Annotated in this window: 11 protein-coding genes and 1 other RNA gene; 3 read left to right on the plus strand and 9 right to left on the minus strand. The window is 56.4% G+C overall.

The features are described 5' to 3' along the window. Positions 1–2 precede the first annotated feature (2 nt). Positions 3–2,105 carry a BREX system Lon protease-like protein BrxL gene (brxL, locus tag QF039_RS33265; protein WP_307522800.1) on the plus strand — a complete coding sequence of 701 codons (2,103 nt, stop codon included), beginning with the start codon at positions 3–5 and terminating at the stop codon, positions 2,103–2,105. A gap of 227 nt (positions 2,106–2,332) precedes the next feature. Here brxL and radC read toward each other — a convergent pair whose 3' ends face one another. The 5 genes from radC to QF039_RS33290 all read right to left on the minus strand — a co-directional run bounded on the left by radC (position 2,333) and on the right by QF039_RS33290 (position 6,350). Further along, positions 2,333–2,830 carry a DNA repair protein RadC gene (radC, locus tag QF039_RS33270; protein ID WP_010463576.1) on the minus strand — a complete coding sequence of 166 codons (498 nt, stop codon included), beginning with the start codon at positions 2,828–2,830 and terminating at the stop codon, positions 2,333–2,335. A gap of 53 nt (positions 2,831–2,883) precedes the next feature. Further along, complete coding sequence (locus QF039_RS33275; RefSeq protein WP_307522803.1) at positions 2,884–3,804, minus strand: hydrolase or metal-binding protein; 921 nt, start codon at positions 3,802–3,804, stop codon at positions 2,884–2,886. Positions 3,805–3,910: 106 nt separating this feature from the next. Next, positions 3,911–4,915, minus strand: coding sequence for a YqaJ viral recombinase family protein (locus tag QF039_RS33280; RefSeq protein ID WP_307522805.1), 1,005 nt, complete (start codon positions 4,913–4,915; stop codon positions 3,911–3,913). An 81-nt stretch (positions 4,916–4,996) separates the two neighbouring features. Continuing rightward, complete coding sequence (locus QF039_RS33285) at positions 4,997–5,965, minus strand: DUF932 domain-containing protein (RefSeq protein ID WP_307522808.1); 969 nt, start codon at positions 5,963–5,965, stop codon at positions 4,997–4,999. Positions 5,966–6,020: 55 nt separating this feature from the next. Continuing rightward, entirely contained in the window at positions 6,021–6,350 is a 330-nt protein-coding gene (locus QF039_RS33290) for a hypothetical protein (protein ID WP_275965712.1), read from the minus strand. A 205-nt stretch (positions 6,351–6,555) separates the two neighbouring features. Between QF039_RS33290 and QF039_RS33295 the strand changes: the two genes are divergently transcribed. Both QF039_RS33295 and QF039_RS33300 read left to right on the plus strand, forming a co-directional pair. Further along, entirely contained in the window at positions 6,556–8,607 is a 2,052-nt protein-coding gene (locus QF039_RS33295; protein WP_307522811.1) for an McrB family protein, read from the plus strand. Between the two features lie 96 nt (positions 8,608–8,703). Then, a complete protein-coding gene (locus tag QF039_RS33300) occupies positions 8,704–11,235 on the plus strand; it encodes a hypothetical protein (RefSeq protein WP_307522813.1) in 2,532 nt (843 codons plus the stop codon). A 204-nt stretch (positions 11,236–11,439) separates the two neighbouring features. Here the strand turns inward: QF039_RS33300 and QF039_RS33305 are convergent, their stop codons facing one another. The 4 genes from QF039_RS33305 to QF039_RS33320 all read right to left on the minus strand — a co-directional run bounded on the left by QF039_RS33305 (position 11,440) and on the right by QF039_RS33320 (position 16,658). After that, complete coding sequence (locus tag QF039_RS33305) at positions 11,440–12,696, minus strand: integrase domain-containing protein (protein ID WP_307522815.1); 1,257 nt, start codon at positions 12,694–12,696, stop codon at positions 11,440–11,442. A 184-nt stretch (positions 12,697–12,880) separates the two neighbouring features. Further along, positions 12,881–13,274, minus strand: a transfer-messenger RNA (tmRNA) gene (gene ssrA / locus QF039_RS33310). A gap of 103 nt (positions 13,275–13,377) precedes the next feature. Then, positions 13,378–13,662, minus strand: coding sequence for a hypothetical protein (locus QF039_RS33315; RefSeq protein WP_003212250.1), 285 nt, complete (start codon positions 13,660–13,662; stop codon positions 13,378–13,380). A gap of 185 nt (positions 13,663–13,847) precedes the next feature. Beyond that, positions 13,848–16,658 carry an FAD-binding and (Fe-S)-binding domain-containing protein gene (locus QF039_RS33320; protein WP_307522818.1) on the minus strand — a complete coding sequence of 937 codons (2,811 nt, stop codon included), beginning with the start codon at positions 16,656–16,658 and terminating at the stop codon, positions 13,848–13,850. Positions 16,659–16,702: the final 44 nt, after the last annotated feature.

Consider the following 16,702-nt stretch of genomic DNA (forward strand, 5'->3'; position numbering starts at 1 on the left):
CAATGAGTCAGCTCGATGACAAGATCAACCAGCACTTTGCCGGCCTAGTGGTGCGCAAAGACCTGGTCAAAGCGGTGAAGGGCAACGCCATTGTGCCGTCGTATGTGCTGGAGTACTTGCTGGGCCAGTACTGCGCGACCAATGACGAAGCGACGATCCAGACTGGTATCGAGACCGTCAAGGAGATCCTGCGTAAGCACTATGTCCACCGCAACGAAGCAGGGCTGGTGCGCTCGACCATCAAGGAGAAGGGGCGGCACAAGGTTATTGACCGTATTAGCGTCTCATTAAACGACAAGGATGACGTGTACGAGGCTGAGTTCGCCAACCTGGGCATCAAGAAGGTGCTGATCGACTCCAACACCGTCAAGGCCCACCAGAAGCTGCTGGTAGGTGGTGTTTGGTGCATTGCGGATGTGGAGTATGAATACACCGAGGACAAGTCTGCCTCACCTTGGATTCTGGCCTCGCTAAAGCCAATTCAGATTTCCCGCTTTGATTTCGACGGCTATCTGGAGGCACGTAAGCAGTTCACCACTGATGAGTGGATTGACCTGCTGATCCAGAGTGTAGGTTTCAATCCGCAGATGTTCGGCAAGCGCAATAAGCTCGCTCAGCTTATCCGCCTTATCCCGTTCTGCGAGCGCAATTATAACCTGATAGAGCTGGGGCCGAAGGGCACCGGCAAGTCGCACGTTTATTCCGAGTTTTCACCCCACGGCATTCTTATCTCCGGTGGCGAAGTTACAGTTCCCAAGCTGTTCGTCCATAACGGCACGGGTAAGCTCGGTCTGGTGGGTTACTGGGATGTAGTGGCTTTCGATGAGTTCGCCGGCAAGCAAAAGCGAGTGGACAAGGCGCTGGTGGACATCATGAAGAACTACATGGCCAACAAGTCGTTCTCGCGGGGAGTGGAAACCTTGGGAGCAGAGGCCAGCATGGTGTTTGTGGGTAATACCGATCACACCGTGCCATACATGCTTAAGCACACGGATCTGTTCGACCCGCTGCCGGAAAAATTCCACGATTCAGCCTTTCTCGATCGCATTCACAGCTACATCCCCGGTTGGGAAGTGGATGTCATCCGTGGCGAGATGTTCTCCAGTGGTTACGGCTTCGTGGTGGACTACCTGGCCGAGATCCTGCGCTCGCTTCGTAGTCATGACTACTCAGATCGCTACAAGGGACAGTTCACGCTATCCGACGATATTTCGACGCGCGACCGCGATGGAATTAACAAAACTTTTTCTGGTTTGATGAAGATTCTGTACCCGCATGGCGAGGCGACAGACGCCGAAGTGGAAGACGTATTGCGCACTGCAATTGAAGGGCGCAAGCGGGTGAAGGATCAGTTGCTACGCATTGACGCGACCTATCCGGCCGTTCGTTTTGCCTACCAGGGTGCTGATGCTCAGGAGCGATTGGTGCGCACTCTGGAAGAGGATGAGTATCCTAATCAATACCATCGTCGGGGAGCGACTGAAGTTTCTACTGCAGACTTACCCCAAGTCGGCACTGACCCTTTGGCGCTTATCGAGGCAGCGCGGGCCACGCAAGGGCCAACTTCACGCCCTAGCAATCCTGTGCCGATGGAGCCAGTGCTGAAAGAGCAGCATTTGGTCTTCCACGAAAATCAGCGAGGACTGAGTTTTGACAAGTTGTTCAGTCCCTATCTGATAGGTGCCAAGCGCATCATCATCACAGACCCCTATCTTCGTATGTTCCACCAGTTGCGCAACTTGATGGAACTGATGGAGACCATTAGCAAGCTGCAAGGCCCGGAAGATGAGGTGGTTGTTCATGTGGTGACCGTTGAGGATGATTCCAATGGTGATCGTCAGACCGAAAGCCTGCAGAAGATCGCTGATGCTTGTACGGGTGTTGGCATCCAGTTCAGTTGGGCCTACGACACTAGCGGCACCAAGCATGACCGAGACATCACAACCGACACGGGTTGGAAGATAGTGCTTGGTCGTGGTTTGGATGTTTTTCAGCGCTTTGAGCTGAATGATGCCTTCAGCTTTGCGAATCGGCTCCAGCAGCATCGGCAGTGCAAAGAATTCAGTGTGACCTTTGTGCGAATTGGCCCGGCAGCTTGTTCGTAGGTTTACGACGATTAGGCAGAGGCACTCTGATTTGTGTTCGCAGCACGACTAAAAAAAGTAAGGTCGACTGCGGATGCCCTTAGGCGTGGGGAAGTCATAGTTTCGGCTGCAGCAGGAGCTGACTACAACCGCTGGATCACGACAAAAAATAAGTGAGGGGAGTACCCTGCCGATGACCGCCCTAGCATCAGCCAAGGGCAGTCTATCGGGCGGTGTGAGCCTAGGCGTTATAGGTAACCTCGTTCAGCCAAAGATACGCAGCCTTCGTGGCCTACAACGATATGATCCAGCGTCTGGGTGCCAATCATGTTGAGTGCGTTCTTGAGGGTGGTGGTCAGCGTGCGATCGGCCTGGCTGGGTTCGGGATCTCCAGAAGGATGGTTATGCACCAGTATCACGGCTGCTGCGTTGTGCTCTAGAGCGATCTTGACCACTTCCCTTGGGTAAACGCTGGCCCCGTCCAGCGTGCCGCGAAACAGCTCCTGAAATCCGATAATCCGGTGCTTGGTGTCGAGCAGCAGAAGAGCAAAGACTTCGTGCTCATGGTACTGCAGCAGTGTTTGCAGGTGGCTGAAGACCTGCTTCGGCTCAGTCAATGCCCGGCCTTTAGACAGACGACTCATTGCCAGTTGTTGAGCCATACGCAGGATGTCAGCTTCGGTGACCGGGGCTTCCATAAGATAGGTACCGGTATCTTCACCGGCTCTGAGCTTGTGATATTTCATGTGGGTCTTCCTGTACGAATGCGTGAGAAAACGGAGGGATCTGAGAAACCCTGTTACTGGACGTTGGGCTTGCCGTTGTGCCGCGTGGCTTGCGACTCCAACTTTTGACCGAGTGAGGGTTTGGCAGGCGCTGCCGGTTGGGCTTTTGGCTCTACATCGCTGGGCTGATCTTCAATGGCGGGGAAGAACTCTTCGACGATGGCGCCGGTGTCCTCCTCGCTGTCTTCAAATGCCCCATTGTTAAAGCCTTGCCGGGCCGCGTGATCCAAGGCGCTCTGGTCAAAGCCCGCGGCTTGCCGGGTTTCCTCCAATTGCTTGGCTGCCAGTAAGGCGTCTTCTAGGGTCAGTCCATTGCGTACCGTAATGTCCACGTAGAAGATCGGCGTGCCATGGCTTTGCCGGGTGGATTTACCGCGTAAACGCAACTCCAGCGGCAGACAGGCGAGGCGATCACCGGAGATGGCTTGCAGGTAATGCAGACGCGCTGCCAGAGTGCGGATGCTGTTGTAGCCTGTGGTGCGAAAGACAAAACTGCCCAGCGGATCGTCATCGCCAATCACCACGTTGAGCCGGCCGTAAGGCTTGCAGGCTCCGCCTTGCGCCAGTGAGCATCCATCCGGAGAAGGGCAGGGCAATGCCTGAATGCCGTCCTCGGTCAAACGCTTGCAGGTCAGGCCGTTGCCGACGCATAAAGGTCGGCCAGTGGTACGGTCGAACAGGCTGTAGTCAGCCCGAAAGTTCAGGTCAGGCTCGTTGAACAGCAGCCGGATTGGAATGCTGCGCAGTTTGCCGTCCTGGCCATTACGCAGCTCCTCATTGAGGGGGTGCAGCAGCCAGCCGTCACGGCTCTGTACTTGGGAGGTAAGGGTGAATTGATCGTCCTTTTCCGGTAGACGCTTTCCGTTCTTTTCGACGAGCTTGCCAATGGATATTCGGCCCAAAATCGGCGGAGTGATGGCTAAACCTTTGAGCATGGGAGTTCTCCTGTATCTGAAATAAAAACGCCACCGAGACCGCATAAACGGCCAGGGTGGCGTTGGAGAGAAAGGGCATGGGAATAAGGGAAGCGCGAACGAGCGTTCAGGCCAGTAGAAAACGCCGACAGCCGGTTTTTGTGGTCGAGTAGCGCACTTGTAGGTAGGGCTTTTCTTTCAGCAGGCGGGGGATATCCAGTGCCACGCTGTCTTTGGCTTTCCTCCACGTGATGCTGCCGGTTGCGAAGGTAGCTTGACTGGCATCACCCATGGCCTGTTGCAACGTTTGCTTGAGCTGAGCTTCCTGCTTCTCCTGCAGAACAATCGATCCTCGCACTCTCTGCAGTTCGGTAAAGGTCGTACAGAGCAGCGCGTCCTGGCTGAAGTCCAGGCTTTGCCCACTGTCCTGTGGATACAGGCAGCGCAACGCCTGCTCCGCCGAGGCCGATCCGTCTGCCGGAGGTGGGGTATCACTGACCACGTAATCCCAGAACAACTGCTCCAGGTCGATCAGCCGAGCAATCAGCGACTCGTCCCGTTCGATGCGATGGATCTCCAGGTGCTGGCCACCCAGCAGCACTGCCACATCGGCTGCCTGCTTGCCAGTCACGGCCAGTTGGTGCATCACTTGCAACTGAACATACTCCGGCACGGCCTCTTTCCAGAGGCGTGCGCCGTTTATGCCAGCAGTTTTACATTCAAGGATCTGTACCTCTGGCGCACCGATGACCTCGCGGTCGATGTTGGCCAGCATCCAGGCCAGTTTGGGATCAGGATGCTGCAGCACCGCATTGACCCGGCGGACCCGATGACCACTGCGCCGGGTGTAATGTGTTGCGACAATCGGCTCAAGGATATTGCCCCAATAAGCCGGACTTTCCTCATCCTGCGGATCGAGCTTGGGCAGTGAGGTGTCACGGCCGGTTTTTTCCAGCCACAGCTCCAGCTGGGATTTGTACGGGTTCAGGCCCACGGCTGCGGCGGCATCCGAACTGCCGATGCCTTGTTTGCGTACGGCCAACCATTCCTCTCGCGGCAATTGTTTGGTGCCCACTAGGCGCAGCGCAGGCCGTAGTTTGCTCCTGGTTTGTTGCAGAGTTTGCGTGCCCATGATGTTTTCCTGTGCGGCATAAAAAACGCCCGGCCAGCAGAAGCTGACCAGGCGTTTTAATAGTTGAGTAAGTGAGTGGAGCTAGGCGGCGAGCTCAAGTGCGGCCTGCAAGGCGCGTTGTTTGATCACAGCGCCTTGGCCAAACCAGGCCGAGTCCATGCGGTATTCAGCACTCCTGGCGCGTCGCTCGTGATCGACATACTCGGTCACGGCGTTGAGCAAGCCCCACGCAGTTCCTTGGGCTGATTCAAGCGTTGCTCCCCGACCCTCGCCTTCGTACAGCCCTTGGACTTTGCGCAGTGCGCGCTCGTTCGGCAGGACTTCGGGTAGTTTGCTATTGGGGGTTACGTCACACAGCACGTTCATGAAAAAGCCCATCGCTTCATGCCACTGCACCTTGCGTTCAGCCAGTGCTCGCATGCGGTACATAAACTCGTCCCACTGGGAGACGGCGATGCCCAACTGCTTTTTCACTGCCTGCGGATCGAAGCGGGTGTTATGTGGCACCTTGATCACGCGGGTGGTGCCATCCAGGGCGATGGTCAGCGTGTTATTGCAGACCACACGTACGGTGGTGGGGGTTGCGGTGGTGGCCAAGGTGCCATCACAGGAGGTGGCCAGCAGCAGGTAGCCATTCACCTGGTCGTTGCCCTTCAACGCCGTGCCTTGCCCAGTACGGGCCAGAGCCCAGAACTTGCGACCGCCTTTGAGCACTCCGGCGGTTTCCAGCTCGTAGCCCGAGACCTCAGTCAGATCGCGATAGAACTCCAACACTTCACGGGGCTGCACCACCTGGTACCGGTTGGAGACCACTGACAAGGGGGCCTTGGTGTCGGAGCGATACAGCACCTTCTGTTCAGGGAAAGAGTGAATTGAGCCCAGAACACCGATGCTGTCGGACTTGAAATGCACCGGGCTGTCCTGGATCTTCCAGTCCATGCCCGCTTCGCGCTGCCAGACTTCGAGCGGTTGTTGGGGCGATAGGCGACTGCCCAGGCCATGCCAGGGAGTATCACCAACGTAAGCCATTTGTTCGATGAGGTGTGCCATGGGAATGACTCCTGCGAAATGAATGGAAAAGAGCGTGGCTTCAACAAACAACGAACTAACGGTTGATGCTGAAGCTGTAACCGCATTCCAGGCACTGATAGTTATCCAGCACCTTCTCATCAATCTGTTCACCCAGTGTGGCCCCAGCGATCCCGCCGGCAGCACCACCAAACAACCCTCCGAGTATGGCGCCAGCGATACTACCCACAGCAATCCCAACAGGCCCGCCGACTATGCCGAGTACTGCACCGGCTTCCGCTCCCGACAGGGCTCCGGCGGCCCCACTGACTGCACCTCCTGCAGCGCCAATCAACCCACCCGTTTGCTTACCGATATTTTTCTTTGCGACACGTCCAGAATTGCAGCTAGGGCAAGGGGCATACATACGTAAATCCTCTCAAGTGATGAGCGTACTAGCCAAAAAGCAGGCACGCCAAATCCCTACCGCAGTTAATACGGTGGGCGTTCACAGAGGTGATATAGGTCTGAGTTTTTTTTGATTGGTATTCCAAGCCGCAATTAGTTGAAAACACGCGTCAGATCGACGAGGGTATCCAGATCCAAATGAGTGTTTGGTCTTAGGTGAACATGTGACAACCGATTCAATGCAACAGGATGGTGTCAGCGCTGCGAGCGGGGAAGGTTATGCCGAGGAGTTACCATCGCTCGGGTGGTCGGAGGAGGACCTACGGTACTATCTTGCTCAAGTATGGGGCCAGCGTGATCCCTTACACTTAAGAGTCATTGGCCGGTTACAGCTGGCCGAAGGGAAAACCTTCGGGTTTCTCGTAGATCTGCATCATGCCGAAACAGGCATCAGGCTGCCCCCACCACTAAAAAACGCCAGCGTGCGCCAATCAGTATTTGTGCCGCCCTCCGAACTCAGCAGAATCCAGAAACTTGGGCGAATTGAGAGCTTCGCGTCCGCGGAGTTGGATCTGTCACCCTTGGATGAACGAAAAAAACGCGGCGACCCGTTTGGCTGCATGGTTCATCCTGAAACGCTAGAACCACTAAGCCACATCCCTGAAAGTTGGTGGAGTATCAAAAACATCCAATCAGAAGCGATGCCGCTAGTAGTGACAAAGGTGCGTGAGGCTATAGAGGACCGGGTGCAACGTGAGACTTCTGAAGCTGGAGATAAATTGCTCGCTGCACAATTAGCTCTCGAAGTCGCTGCTCAGAATAAGAAATTGCTCGACGATGAGTATGGGCGAATCGGGCTGGAAGTCGATCAGCGAATGGATCGTATCGCGGCTCTCGACACAGAGTTCGTGCAGAGGAAAAATACATTGGAAACTAGGTTTCGAGAGCTGGAAGCTTTTCTCCAGGATAGGAGTGAGCGCATGGTCGCGCTCAATCTCATCGACAGGGCTGATCTGGAGAAAGTTTTTCCCCTTATAGGGGCGCCTGATACCCGAGAAGGGCATCGCTTTCGAGAGGCGCTTGCCGGAAACCTCCAACGACTGGCTTCGTACATCCAGGCGTTTCTTTGGCGTAAGGGTATCCTCTACACCCGCGCGCAATTGCTCGACTTCATCACCCTGTTACGCACCAACGACTTGATCGTGCTCGCCGGGGATTCGGGATCCGGCAAGACCAACTTGGTGAAGTCTGTCGCCTCCGCTGTTGGGGGGCGCTGCACAATTGTGCCGGTAAAACCCAACTGGACCGGCTCGGACGACCTGCTGGGTTACTACAACCCAATTGAGCGGCGCTACCACCCGACGCAATTTCTGCTGGCACTGCTTGATGCCGCGCGCGAGCCAGAAATTCCGCACTTCATCTGTCTCGACGAAATGAACCTCGCCCGCGTGGAGTACTACTTTGCCGACTTCCTGAGTTTGCTTGAAACTCGAGGCGAGGCTCCCTGGATCCACCTGTACTCATCGGCGGAGGAGCGTCAGGCCGTAATCGATAACAAAATTTTCTTAGCGCTTGAGGAAGAGGCCAGGAAGCGTGCAGGCCTGCCGGGCGACGCCTCGTTCAGCGATATTCTAATGAATGATCAGGCCAACCTCGAGCTTCGCAGGCTAGCGGGCTTCCAAGACGCTGACACTTTACTCAATCACCACTCGAAGATCAGGCGTTCGCTCTCGGGACTGATCGACGTTCCCGCCGGATTCCGGTTTCCACCTAACGTCTGGATCATCGGGGCGATCAACGTGGACGAGACCACGCACTATCTCTCACCAAAAATTCTTGACCGTGCGCACGTCATGCGGTTCCGCAATCCCGTGTTAATGGACTGGGATGAGGTTGAGGGCGAGCTGGAGAAATTCGACCTAGACTTGGATCTACCGATGAACATTCTGGTCGCTGATATCGGTTTCCGCGCCGAGTATCCGACCTTCGATCAGACCGACCCGAAGGTTAAGCTGTTGGTAGGTCTGGCGCGGGACTATCTCGATCCGCTGGGCATTGAGTTCGGCCTGCGGGCAATCCGGCAATCGCTCAACTACATCCGTAGGGGGGAGGAAGCCGAGATTGGAGATTTAGCTGCTTTGAATAACGTCGCGGTACACAAGATTCTTCCCAAAATCATCCTCGATTTAGAGAAGGTTTCGAACAATGGGCAGAAGCGACGGGATGTGCTGATCGGCCTCAGGGATTCACTGGCACAAGCCTTTAATTGGTCTTGACCTGAGCCAGGTGACCGAGTCTGCTGTTGAGTCTTTGGATGAGTTGATCGCTCGCGCAGAAGGCAATAACGGCATCGCCAACTTCTGGACTCGGTAATGCCTCCGGAAATCGAAGCCCGCTATCTGACGATTGACTGGCAGTCGGAAGGCGTCGCCCGGGCAATAGAGGTTGCGCCGGTTTCGCTGGAGATAGAGTCTCGCACTGATGGTGAGTTTGTTGTTGAGAGCGTGATCTTCAACGATTTTCAACCGTGGCTCGGTATTCGCGTCGGGCCCGGGTTTGAAGAAGTGATGCCTGTTTTCGTGACGGCGCTGGGGCAGGAAACTCCTATGTTGCAGGTTGCAGATCCACGGGGCGGTGGATTCTGGTGGTTGCGAAATGATGGTTGGGATCATGCCGGCAAGCGTCATCTGAGCGAGCTTCAACGGAGTGCAGGCGTCTACAACATCCGGATAGGCGAGTTAACGCTGCGGGTTGAAAATCGTCTTTCGACCTTCGGTCGCGCCGACATCCAGGCATATATAGATGACTTTCGGGGCGATCTTCTCTGGATGATCATGAACGATTCCGCCGGAGCCACAGCAACGGGCAAAGGTGCCGGAGCTGGGACCGAGTTCGCTGATGCGCTAAAAGAGTTACATACTGCGTCGCACAGGGTGCTGGCATCTCCAGCTGTCAACATCCGGGAGGGACAGGCGCAGCAGCCTCTTGCGAAGTTGCGTCCAAACACGGTGACCTTTCGCGAGTATGCGCGTAATCCAACAGCCCGCCAGCTCACGGGTCGGGTCTTCAATGAGTCGGCGGACACCGCCGAGAACCGCTATCTACGACATGTATTGGCGGTTTCCCTCAAAGTGGCTGATGCCTATGTTTCGGCAGCCTCGCTGCAGTCTAGCTTTCTTGACAGGCTAGCTTCACAGGAGAGTGAGCGCGCCCGTCGCGATCGTGAAATGGAGATGCGTCCTGTTGAGCCCGAGGTGTTCGATCAGCAGACGGAAGAGATCAAGCGCAAGCTGGATGCGCTTGCGGACTTCAAGAGCCGGTCGGGACATGAGGCTGATCTAGTTGGTCGATTTCCGATTCATTTGGGCAAAAGGTATTTTGATCACTTTGCTTTTTATTACACGCCACAGGATGCCATGGCGAGCAATGTAGCCAGCCCTGTCGACTACAGAGTGGTTGTGCTGCCTAAGGATTTGTTCGAGCTAATTCTCGGAGCACATCACTTCTGCAAAAACTTTACGCTCACAGGGAGCGTGGACTCCCGCGTGAGGGATACGTCCAAAGGGCAACAATTTCGCGAGATCACCTTCACCTCGGTGCAAGAGGTTTTGCCGCAAACGGACGTGCTTGAGAAAAGGGCTGGAAAGAGACGAGGCTTGGAAAAAAACAACTGGCTTGTTCGTCTTTCTCGTAATGAGCTGCGTGAGCTTAATCGCGAGGCGGGTATAGGCGAGCGACGCGCGGAAAAATCTCTGGAAAAGAAGAGAGTTATTTCTTTGTCAGTTGAGGAAATAGGGCGGTGGGCGCGAAAGTTGACGGAAACTGACGCAGGCTTTGACTGCCTGGGAATTTCACGCAGTTCGAATTTCCCGTTGGGAATGCGGTTCGTCTCCAACCCGGATTATGCTGCCTGTGTGTCGGCATTTAATAAGGTTCGCGAACTCTTCAATCGCGGCGGCCTAGATCTGTCGAAACTGGAAGAGATCAGCAGCATAGGGATCCTTCATACCAGTGACATCTATGAAAAATGGTGCCTGCTTAAGATCTTCATGCTGCTGATGCATGACTTCCGGTTCGAGCCCGAACGTGGCTGGGAAGAGAAGCTGGTTGCGACCTCGCTCGAGCGCGCAAGCAACGTCAGGTTCGAGTTTTCGCGCGACGACCTGGAAATGAAAGTCACCCTCAACTGTCAGGCAGAAATGTCCACGGGGCGACGACCTGATTTTATTCTAGAGGTTATCTATACGGGCAAGGAACAATCTAGGCGTTTCGATCGCGAAAGTGGGCGGCGCGGCGGCATAGTGATGGACGCCAAGTTCAGGAGCAACTGGAAGAGAGATGGGCTGAACCGTATGCTTGACGAGCTGGTCCTGGCGAAAGGCTATGACAAGGCGGTGGACAGCGGAAGGGTTTTCATCCTGCAGCCCTGCGAGTTTACCGCACGTCCCGCGGCGTCACCCCTCGAATGGGGGGCGCATTGTGATTACGGCAGGACGCAATCCCATCGTCAGGGCTGGATACAGACGGGAGTGTCGTCTTCCGGGGCGCGCTCGACCCAGCACCTCAAACGCCTGCTGGCGATGGTATTCCAGAGTTCATTTCCTGAGCCGCAGGAAGAACACGATGATTATGGCAACAAAACATGGACATCCCGCAGCTTCTGTCTTGGGTGCGGCGAACGCCATGTAGCGATCGAGGCAAAGAGTACTCAAAGCGGGGCGACGAGATGGCTTCTTGACTGCAAACGCTGCGGGGTGTGGAGTGTCAGAACCCATTGCTACGACTGCGCGGCTCCGCTGTTCAAGAACGGCACGATTTGGACGTACCACAACACTGTCGCCGATCAGGTGACCAATGTGATCTGTCCTAGCTGTGGCTCTTATTTTGATAGGGAGTTCAGTTAGTCATCAACCTCAAGAAGCGGCCGCCAATTGCGCATGGATCGTGTCCAGCTTCTCACGTTCGGCACTCCATCACCTGCTGGGGGGCGGATGGGCTTAGTTCGGATGTTGGGGAGGCATATGTGATCATGGCCGCTCTTGGCTGAATCTTCATTTGATCATGGCCAGCGCCATTACGCCGACCACAGGCCGCTCTTGGCCGGTAGATCAGCGTATCGGAACAACTTTTCTGTCCCTACTCTCGTGTACTGCCGACACGGAAAGGTTTCCAGTCGCTGCCGCCTGAATATGCTCGCTCCACCAGGTCATCATGGGGCGTCTGCGTTCGATATAGTCCGCCCGATTGTAGGCGCTGCGAACCTCGTCCTTGTCCACGTGGGCAAGCGCCACCTCGATCAACTCAGGATCCCAGCCGTGCTCGTTGAGGATGGTGCTAGCCATTGAGCGCATGCCATGGCTTACCAGGCGCCCTTCGAAGCCCATGCGCTTCAGCGCCATGTTGGCTGTCTGGCTGTTGCAGTGGGTGCGAGGGTTCCGGTCTGCAGGGAAGACATACTCCCGGTGTCCACTGTAGGGTTTAATCGCGTCCAAGAGCGACAGAGCCTGCTCCGTGAGCGGAATGATGTGTATCCGACGTTTCTTCATGCGCTCCGCCGGTATAGTCCAGATCTTCTTTTCGAAGTCGATATCAGCCCAGCGGGAAGTGGCAGCCTCGGCTGGCCGAGTCATGGTGTGAAGTTGCCACTCAATTAGGCAGCGTGTAGTTCTTTTTATGCTGGCATTGGCAATTGCCACCATGAGCTCTTTCAGCTCATCGGGCGCAAGGGCCGCCATGTTTTTCTTTTTGGGCTTTTTGAAGACGGAGCGAATTCCACTGAGCGGATTCGCGTGAATCAATCCCGAATTGACACCATAGGTCATGATCTCATTGAGGCGTTGGGTTAGACGTTTAACGGTTTCGAGACTGCCCTTCGTCTCGAGGGGGCGCAGCAAATTTATGACTTTCGGGGCAGTGATAGCAGAGATTGGGGTGGTGGCCAGATCAGGGAAGACATGCAGCGTGAGGGAGCGCCAAATATCCTCGGCGTATGCAGGGGTAACTGAATCCTTTTTGAGCTCGAACCACGCTGCCGAGATATTTTCGAAAGTGTGTTCCGTGGCTGCTTTTTTCGCGTGCCGCTCGGCGTCGCGTTTCTCTTTAGGGTCCAACCCCTGGGCGACGAGCTCTCTCGCTTCCACGGTTCTCTTGCGTGCTTGAGCCAGACTTACCTCAGGAAAGGTGCCCAATCCCATATTTATCCGTTTTTTCGTCACGGGTTGGATGTAGTTGAAATTCCATAGCTTTGAGCCATTGATTCTCACTCGCATCTGAAGGCCGTTGCCGTCGGTGAGTATGTAGTCCTTTTCCTTTGGCTTCGCGGCTTTGACTTTTATGTCTGAAAGGCGCGTGGCTTGGGCCCCCATGGTGTATTCCAGTGCTGTTTATGTATTCCAAAAAATAGCAGGTGAGGGCTTGGAATACCACTTGGAATACACGAAATCATAGATGGTCACGGATGCTGGTGGACGCTCGTAGACTCTAAGTCCCTGTGTTTACTGGATTTCAGGCACAAAAAAAGACGTCCGTGGACGTCTTTAGATGATAATTTGGTGGAGCCGGGGGGATTTGAACCCCCGTCCGCCAGTACTCCGCTGTCGGTACTACATGCGTAGCCGTTTCTATTAAGTTAACCCTCAGCGACCCGAAGGGCAGGGTGCTTTGGGCGAGTTGTGTAAGTTTTAGCCGCTTCGTCCACAACGTACTGCACGGCGATTCTGTTCTATATGACAATCACTTTGGGTTTACAGACATCCCCTGATGATTGCTGGACCCGAAGGTACCAGGAGGGAAGGGCTAAGGCTGCTTACGCAGCGAGAGCGTATTCCCCGTAGGTTTCGTCATTGGCAACTATAAGAAGTTGCAACAGTGGATTTACGAGTTCTGTTACCAACTCGGCATGCACCTAAAGTTTCGCAACCGGCGTCGAATCCTAAACGGCCCCGTGCTTGTAACTCGTTGTTTCTTAGTGAGTGACAAGCCTGTGCAGTGTACGTCAATCGGTCACAGAAGGCCAACCCGAAGGTTGGCCTCGGGCAATCAGCGAGTTACTGATTGCCGCCTTTGTCCGTGTCTTGCAGGCTTTGCAGGGCCTTGGAGGTGATCTCGATGCATTTCTTGTCATCGCCTGCCGCATGGGCTGCCTTGGCTTGGGAAACGGCGGTGTCGATTTCGCCAGATTTGCCGCTGGTGTCGGTGGCGAGCAACGCTTTACCGTTGTTGATTTTGTCCAGGTTGATTTGGCACAGATCGTCTTTTGTTCCGGCCGCAAACGCGGGGGAGGCCAGCATCGCAGCGGTAATGAACAAACCAGCAAGAGCGGAACGCTTCATGGGTATCTCCTTGTGCAAATAGGCTCGATGCTGCCGGTTTTCCGTGCAGCCAGCGAGGTCACTGATAAGCCTCGTTTGTCGAGGCCTATGCAGATGACTACGCCGGCGCGCAGGGGTTCTGTTTTGTCGCTGGATTAGTCGAAAAACCCCGAAATCATTAGGTTTTGCACCCAAAGAGGGCGGCCCTAGTGGGCGCGCGCCTGGGTTACTCGATCCACCAGGTACACCAGGCCGTGGTAATCAATTCCACCGTGTTGCGTCAGACCAATCTCACACGTACGGCTGGTGGAGATGCCCTCGCTGCAATACTGCACGGCGTCCTTCAGGCTGCGCAGTGAGTGCGCGTTCAGCTCTGGCGTGGTGAAGCCTTTGTCGCCGGCAAACCCGCAGCAATGAATGCCTTCGGGGATCACCACGTTTTTGCTGCACTGCCTGGCCAGGTCGATCAGCGCCTGGCTCTCTCCCAGGTGTTGGGTGCTGCAGGTGACGTGCACGGCGATCGGGGCTTCCTGGGGGGTGAAGTCGAGGCGGTCCATCAGGTGGGTGCGGATAAAACGCACGGGGTCGTAGAGGTCGAGACGGGTTTCGGCCAGGTCCTGGACCAGGCGCAGGGTGCACGGGCTGGTGTCGCAGTAGATCGGGTCGAGGCCGCCACGGCTGGCGTGGAGCAGGGCGCCGATCAGTTCCTGGCGTTTGTGTTCGGCTTGTTCGGCGTAGCCCTTGGATGCGAAAGGCTGCCCGCAGCAGAGGTTGTCCTGATTGTCGGGAAAGACTACCTGGTAACCGGCTTTTTCCAGCAGACCGCGGGTTTTGTCGTACAGCGACATCTGTTCGTGGTCGCCGGCTGCCGGGCCCATCGCGCGTGATACGCAGGCGGCGAGGTACACCACGCGGGGGCGCTCATCGCTCACGGCGGGGCTGAAGCGAATGGCCTTTTCCGGTTGCGGCATGGCGTTGGTCCACTGGGGGATTTGCCCCTTGGACAGGCGGGTCACCGTGGCCGAGAGCTTCGCCAGTCGCGGCGCGCCCAGCAGCATGCGCGCACCGTTGGCTACGTGCAGGGTGAAGCGCGCGCCTTGCAAGGCGGTGGCGAAGTGCGTCGACAGCCATTCGGCGGTTTTCGTACGGTCGGCGTCGCGGCTGCGCAGCTTTTTCACCAAGTCGCCGGTATTGATGCCTACCGGGCAGCGTTGGGCGCAAAGCCCGGTGGCCGCGCAGGTGTCGATGCCTTGGTATTGATAGGCCGCTTCCAGTTCAGTGGTGTCGATACCGGCGCGTTTCCTGGCCTGGATATCGCGCCAGATCACAATGCGCTGGCGCGGGCTCAGGGTCAGCCCCTTCGACGGGCACACCGGTTCGCAGAAACCGCACTCGATGCACTTATCCACAAGCTCGTCGGCGGCAGGCAGGGGCTTGAGGTGCTTGAGGTGGATTTGCGGGTCTTCGCTGAGCACCACGTCCGGGTTGAGAATGCCGTTGGGGTCGAGCAGGCGCTTGAGCTGCCACATCAATTGGTAGGCATCGCTGCCCCATTCCAGCTCGACGAAGGGCGCCATGTTGCGACCGGTACCGTGCTCGGCCTTCAGCGAGCCGCCAAACTCCACGGCCACCAACTGGGCGACGTCTTCCATGAACGCCTGGTAGCGTGCGACTTCTTCCGCGCTGTTGAAGCCTTGGGTGAACACAAAGTGCAGATTGCCTTCCAGGGCGTGTCCGAAAAGGATCGCTTCGTCGTAGTGATGTTTGTCGAACAGTTCGATCAGGCGATTAACGCCAATGGCCAGTTGTTCCACCGGGAAGGTCACGTCTTCGATAATCACGGTGGTGCCGGTTTTACGCACGGCGCCCACGGCGGGGAAGGTGTCTTTGCGGATCGCCCACAGGCGGGCGTTTTCCACCGGGTCTTCGGTGAAGTCGACTTGTTTCTCCACTGGGAAGCTGGCCAGGGAGGCCATGATCAGCGCCAGTTGCTCATGCAGCAGCGAGGGCGAGGCGGCGCGGGATTCGATCAACAGGGCGCAGGCATTTTCCGATAGCTGCTGTACGAAAGCCGGCATGCCGGGTTTGTCCTGCACCGAACGCATGCTGCGCCGGTCCAGCAGTTCAACCGCTGAAACAGGTTGGGTTTTGAGTACGGTCACCGCGTTGCAGCAGGTTTCCACATCCGGGAACACGATCAGGGCCGAGGCTTTGTTCGGGTGGTCGATCACCGTGTCGTAGGTCACTGCGCTGATAAAGCCCAGGGTGCCTTCGGAGCCGACCAGCAGGTGGCTGAGGATATCCAGTGGCTCGTCGAAATCCACCAGGGCGTTGAGTGACAACCCGGTGGTATTTTTCAGACGGTATTTGTGGCGGATTTTTGCAGCCAGTTCAGCGTTTGCCCGGGTTTCTCGACCGAGTGCCGCCAGGCGGTCAAGCAGCTCGACATGGCGTTGGCGAAAGGCCGCGACACTGGCCGGATCTTCCGTGTCCAGGCGGCTGCCGTCGGCCAGCACCAAGCGAATTCCTGCCAGGGTGTGGTAGGTATTCTGGGCCGTGCCGCAGCACATGCCGCTGGCATTGTTGGCGACGATGCCGCCAATCTTGCAGGCATTGATCGACGCCGGGTCCGGGCCGATCTTGCGCCCGAATGGCGCCAGCCAGGCGTTAGCCTGTGCGCCGATCACGCCGGGCTGCAAGCGGATTTGTGTGCCCTGGCCGCGAATCTCGCGCCCGTTCCAATTGTCCCCCAGCACGATCAGTACCGAGTCGCTGATGGCCTGTCCGGAAAGGCTGGTGCCCGCCGCACGAAAGGTCACCGGCACGCGATCGCGTTGGGCCAGTTGCAGCAGCGCCACCACCTCATCTTCCGACTCGACACGGATCACCAGTTGTGGGATCAGTCGGTAAAAGCTGGCGTCGGTGCCGAAGGCGAGGGTGGAAAGTGGATCGTCGAAACGACGATCTTTCGGGATCAGTTGTGCGGCGTCGCTCAGAAAAGCAGCAGGCAGGCTCATCGGTCCTCCAGAAATAGCAGACGCCGGAATCGCTGCCCGGCGTC

It is taken from the genome of Pseudomonas sp. W2I6, from assembly GCF_030815935.1.
Classification (GTDB): domain Bacteria; phylum Pseudomonadota; class Gammaproteobacteria; order Pseudomonadales; family Pseudomonadaceae; genus Aquipseudomonas.